General features: G+C 75.3%; 5 protein-coding genes and 1 pseudogene. 4 read left to right on the plus strand and 2 right to left on the minus strand.

What is annotated here, in order from left to right; genetic code table 11:
• Positions 1–408: hypothetical protein (locus G3I53_RS16795; RefSeq protein ID WP_164438497.1), on the plus strand; the 408-nt coding region annotated here is incomplete at its 5' end.
• On the opposite strand, the gene G3I53_RS16800 is transcribed toward G3I53_RS16795, so the two are convergent.
• Positions 323–1,186, minus strand: coding sequence for a DUF4184 family protein (locus tag G3I53_RS16800; protein WP_164332470.1), 864 nt, complete (start codon positions 1,184–1,186; stop codon positions 323–325). The two genes, G3I53_RS16795 and G3I53_RS16800, sit on opposite strands and share 86 nt — an antisense overlap.
• Positions 1,187–1,529: 343 nt before the next feature.
• Between G3I53_RS16800 and G3I53_RS16805 the strand changes: the two genes are divergently transcribed.
• The 3 genes and pseudogenes from G3I53_RS16805 to G3I53_RS16815 all read left to right on the plus strand — a co-directional run.
• A complete protein-coding gene (locus G3I53_RS16805) occupies positions 1,530–3,290 on the plus strand; it encodes a lytic murein transglycosylase (RefSeq protein WP_164438498.1) in 1,761 nt (586 codons plus the stop codon).
• A 225-nt stretch (positions 3,291–3,515) separates the two neighbouring features.
• A complete protein-coding gene (locus tag G3I53_RS16810) occupies positions 3,516–3,650 on the plus strand; it encodes an SPW_0924 family protein (RefSeq protein WP_164332988.1) in 135 nt (44 codons plus the stop codon).
• A gap of 26 nt (positions 3,651–3,676) precedes the next feature.
• Positions 3,677–4,200 (plus strand): annotated as a pseudogene (locus G3I53_RS16815) (porin PorA family protein); the annotation flags it as partial.
• Between the two features lie 18 nt (positions 4,201–4,218).
• On the opposite strand, the gene G3I53_RS16820 reads toward G3I53_RS16815, so the two are convergent.
• On the minus strand, positions 4,219–4,824 hold a 606-nt coding region (locus tag G3I53_RS16820; RefSeq protein WP_164438499.1), incomplete at its 5' end, for an ATP-dependent helicase C-terminal domain-containing protein.

A 4,824-nucleotide genomic window follows, 5' to 3' on the forward strand; every position in this document is an offset into this window, starting at 1 on the left:
CGCACAGCGGGACCCCCGCCCCGGGCCGGCGCCGATGGACCCGGACCCGAGGCGCATCCGTCGGTTCCCGTGTTCGCGACCGCCGCGAGTACCGCCCGCATCCCCGTCAGCCTCGCGACCGCACTGCGGCGCGCCACCACCGGCCTCGGCCGCCGCATCGCCGGCACCGTACGGCCCGCCACCGCCGCCCTGCCCGACGGCCCGCTGCCCTGGCGGCAGTGGGCGGAGGCGGCCCGCGGCTGCCTCACGCTGGTCCTCACCCTGCTGCCCCGGCCCCGCCCCGTCCGCACCATCACGGTGTTCGTGGCGGCCGGCGACCCCGTCAGTGTGCGGCGGTACGGCTCCGGGCCTCAGCACCGGGGGTTCCAGGGGCCGGGATGGCCGGAGCCGGGCGGCGCCACACCCTGACCGCCACCGCGAACAGCGGCAGGGCGACGATGATCGCCGCCCCCGCTCCGAAGCACACCGTCGGGATGATCTCCCAGGGTTTCGCGGACGCCCCCCAGTGGGCCCACCACCGAGACGCCCGCTGCACCGCCCCCGCCAGGGCGCAGCCGCCGAGCAGAGCGACGGCCGCCCACCGGTCGGGGGCGGACAGCAGCGGCACCCCGGCCGCAGTGCCACCGGGAGGCATCCGGCGCAGCGCCCGTGCCACGAAGAGGGCGATCACCACCGCCGCCACCGCCGAACCCCCGTACTGCAGGTACCAGTACAGCGGCGACCCCGCGATCTCCTCCCCGAGGACGGGGAACACCCGCATCCCCCACCGGTCGAGGTGCGTGAACGCGTCCCAGACCACGTGCGTCAGCGCGCCCAGCACCGCCGACAGGTACCAGCGCGCCACCAGCGACGGCCGCACCCGCGCGCGGGGCGTCCCGCACCGCAGCAGAGCGGCCGGCCGGGCCTGAAGAGCCCGCGGCAGGAGGCCCACCAGCGGCTCGCGGACCAGCAGCCACAGACCCACCAGCGCCCACGCGAGGAGCACGTCGACGGTGAACACACCGGGCAACGAGTGCGTGACGTCCCCGAACTCCATGGCCCCGGTCACCGCGCTGCCCGCGTAGTAGGTCAGGTCGGGGGCGAAGGTGCCCGCGACGAGCACCGACGGCACCAGCGGTCCGCGCCCGCGTCCGTCGGCGCGGAGGGCGGGCAGGACCGCCGCCGCATGGCTCAGCGTGAACGGCAACTCGGCTCCTCGGGTGGGGCGATGACCGGCAGTGGCCCGGTCCGGTGATCGTCCGGGCCGGCCGGAGCCCAAGTATGCGGCACCGCCCGCCCGCCGGTCCGTCGCCGGCGAACATGGTGAACCGGTGAATATCGGGCAGGAACAGGTGTCCGGGCCAAGGAAGTTGTCGTAGGGTCGCGAGCGTCGCCGTGCCGGAAGCACGCCGAGCGGGTGTGGACGGGGAACGACCGGGCATCTCCACGCCGTCGTGGGCAACCGGTGGGGCGGGCCGATCGTCACACACAGGGCGGGCACGACACACACGTCGACGGACGTCCCGGCGTCCACGGGAGGGGTTCACTGTATGGCGGCGCATTTCGGCAGGAGGCTGCGCAAGGGGGCGACCACCACCGCCGTGGCGGCGGCAGCGGTCGCGGCCCTGTCCGCGTCGCAGGCGCCGGGGGTGACGGTCGACCAGCACGGCCGGCAGAGCACCGCGGACGCCGCGCCCACCCCCGACGCGGCCGACGGAGCCGACAGCGCCACCGGCAACTCCCCCTACTACACCGACCTTCCGCCCTTGAACAGCCCGAACCCGGCGCCCTCCGCGAGCAACGGCCCGGCCGCGGGCAGCAGCGAGGCCGGCATCCCGGCGACCGTCCTCGACGCCTACAAGAAGGCCGAGGCGGCGCTGCGCGAGAAGAAGCCCGGCTGCAACCTGCCCTGGCAACTGCTCGCCGCCATCGGCAAGGTGGAGTCCGGGCAGGCCCGCGGCGGCAAGGTCACCGCCGACGGCACCACGCTCTCCCCGATCCTCGGCCCCCAGCTCGACGGCAACGGCTTCGCCCTCATCAAGGACACCGACAACGGCGCCTACGACGGCAACAGCCGCTACGACCAGGCCGTCGGCCCCATGCAGTTCATCCCCTCCACCTGGGCATGGGCGGGCCGGGACGGCAACGACGACGGCGTCGAGGACCCCAACAACATCTACGACGCCGCCCTGGCGGCCGGCCACTACCTGTGCCGCTTCGGCTGGGACCTGTCCGACCAGGGCGACCTGAAACGGGCGATCCTCAGCTACAACCGGTCGACGGCCTACTACAACACCGTCCTGTCGTGGCTGGACTACTACCGCAAGGGCACCCACGAGATCCCGGACGGCACCGGGACCCTGCCCGGGGACCGCAGCGACGCCCGCACCCCGCGCCCCGGCAGCACGCCTCCCGGCACCTCCACGCCGAAGCCGCCCCGGACCGACCGGCCCTCCGACAGCCGGCCCGGCCCCAGGCCCACCAAGCCGGGCGGAGGCACCGGCACGCCCGGCACGCCGACCCCCTCGCCCACCCCGACGCCCACCCCCACGCCCACGACACCGCCGGGCACCCCGCAGACGCCCACCGACACGGTGCACCACCTCGAGCACGCCGGGACCGCGGAGCTCAGCGCCCGCGCGGGCGACGCGTTCACGCAGCGGATCAGCGCCCGCGCCGAGACGGACGCCGGGAAGGCCGTGGCGAAGGTGCGAGTCAGGTTCATGGTCGTCGGCGACACCGACACCACCTTCACCGGCGGCGAGAAGGTCGCCACCGTCGTCACCGACAGCTCGGGCGTCGCCGTGGCACCGGCGCTGCGCGCGGGCGAGAAGGCCGGGTCCTTCACCGTCCGGGCCACGGTCGTCGGCCGCACGGTCCCGGCCCTCGACTACCGGGCCACCGTCACCGAACGCACCGCCGACCGCCTCGTCCGCGTCGGTGAGGAGGAGCTGACCTGCACGCCCGGCGGCACGTTCGAGCAGCGCGTGCAGGTGAAGGCCACCCTCGACGGGGCCGTCGCCGACCGGGTCGCCGCCACCGCCACCCTCGTCACCGCCGGCGACGAACCCGCCGAGAACGACGAGGGACCCTTCTTCAAGGACGCCGACGACCAGCCGGTGCGCACCCTCACCGGCCTGGAGACGGACGCCGACGGCCTGCTGAAGCTGCCGCCGCTGTACGCGGACGACACCACCGGCACCTTCCTGCTCCGCATCACCACCGCGGGCGGCGCCACCCTCACGGTGGAACTGACCGTGGCCGAGGACCCGGCCGCCGGCCCGGCCCCGTCGGAGCCCGCCGCCGGCTGAGCCCCGTCCGGACCCCGTCCACGACGCCACCGGGGCGCCCCTTCCGCATCCGCGCGAGGGGCGCCCTCGTCGTCGTGCGCGGACTGCTCTCATCTCGGCCGCCCGCTGCTCCGGCGCGCCACCTGACGCCCTGTCAGGAACGCTCCGTGCTCCGCCCGCGCGTACCGTCCGGCACGTCCAAAGTCCCACGTCCCCCGCACGTCCCCCGTCCGCGGGGAGGCCCGCATGCGTGCCCTCGTCGCCGCCGACGCCGGTCTCGCCGCCGCGTGCGCCCTGGTGTTCGCGCTGACCGCGCTCGGCGGGAGCAAAGGCGAGACCTCCCCGGAGCCCCTCCTGACGACGGTGCCCGCCCACCCCTGACCGCCCCGCCCGGGAGGGAGGCCGACATGCGCCGCACGTCCGGCCTGGTCCTGCTCGCCCTCGCCGTGTTCTTCGCGGCACTGTCCCCGCTGCTGCGCTGGTACGCCTTCCCGGACCACCGACCGCGACGTCGTCGTCCGGGACGGGCTGACGTACGTCGTCGGCCCCGACGGCGAGACCGTGTCCCGCATCCCCGAGCGTTACATCTTCGACGCCCACACCCAGGAACCCCGCCTACTTCGACGCCCAGGCCCGCACCACCGCACCCATCCACTACCGGGGCACCCGCGACTTCCGCGGCCTGGAGGTCTACTACTTCGAGCAGACCATCCCCTGGACGCAGGTCCCCTACCCCAAGACCCTGCCCGTGGAGGGCATCACCCCCGAGGGCATCGCCGCCACCGGCACCCCCCGGTGGTACACCACGGTCCGCAGGTTCTGGGTCGAACCCGTCGCCGGCGCTCCCGTCTACGGCGAGGAGATCCACCGCGAGGAACTGCGCGGCGGCGACCTCCTCGGCGGCCGGGACAAGGTGACCGCGTTCGCCGGCCCCGGTCCGAGCCGCAGGTCACCGCCTGAGCCGGGCGTTGGTGTGCAGGGTCGGCTCCGCCGTCGCCGGGTCCTCGGGCCACGGATGCTTCGGGTACCTCCCGCGCAGTTCCGCCCGGACGCCCCGGTAGCCGTCCTGCCAGAAGGACGCCAGATCGGCGGTCACGGCGGCGGGCCGCCCGGCCGGGGACAGCAGGTGCACCAGCAACGGCACCCCGGCCACCCGCGGCGTCTCCCGCAGGCCGAACATCTCCTGGAGCTTGACGGCGAGCACCGGACGCCCGGGGTCCGCATAGTCGATCCGGATGCTCGACCCGCTGGGCACGGTGATCCGCTCGGGGGCCAGCTCGTCCAGCCGGGCCGCTTCCCCGGACGCCCACGGCAGCAGCCGGGCCAGCGCCTGACCGGCGTCGATCCGCGCCAGATCGGCCCGCCGCCGGGCCCGCCCCAGTTCCGGCTCCAGCCACTCGTACACGCGCGCGTGCAGCGCCTCGTCGGACACGTCCGGCCAGGGCGCGCCGAACCGCCGGTGCACGAAGGCCAGCCGCTGCCGCAGCGTCACGGCCCCCGGCGGCCACCGCAGCAGCCCGAACCCCTCCCGCCGCAGCCCCTCCAGCAGCGCGGC

This window comes from Streptomyces sp. SID14436, from assembly GCF_010548465.1.
Classification (GTDB): domain Bacteria; phylum Actinomycetota; class Actinomycetes; order Streptomycetales; family Streptomycetaceae; genus Streptomyces.

What these genes read in the sequence shown, in the direction of transcription:
- G3I53_RS16805 (WP_164438498.1), top strand. Translation starts at nt 1,530, where the DNA reads ATGGCGGCGCATTTCGGCAGGAGGCTGCGCAAGGGGGCGACCACCACC.
- G3I53_RS16810 (WP_164332988.1), top strand. Translation starts at nt 3,516, where the DNA reads ATGCGTGCCCTCGTCGCCGCCGACGCCGGTCTCGCCGCCGCGTGCGCC.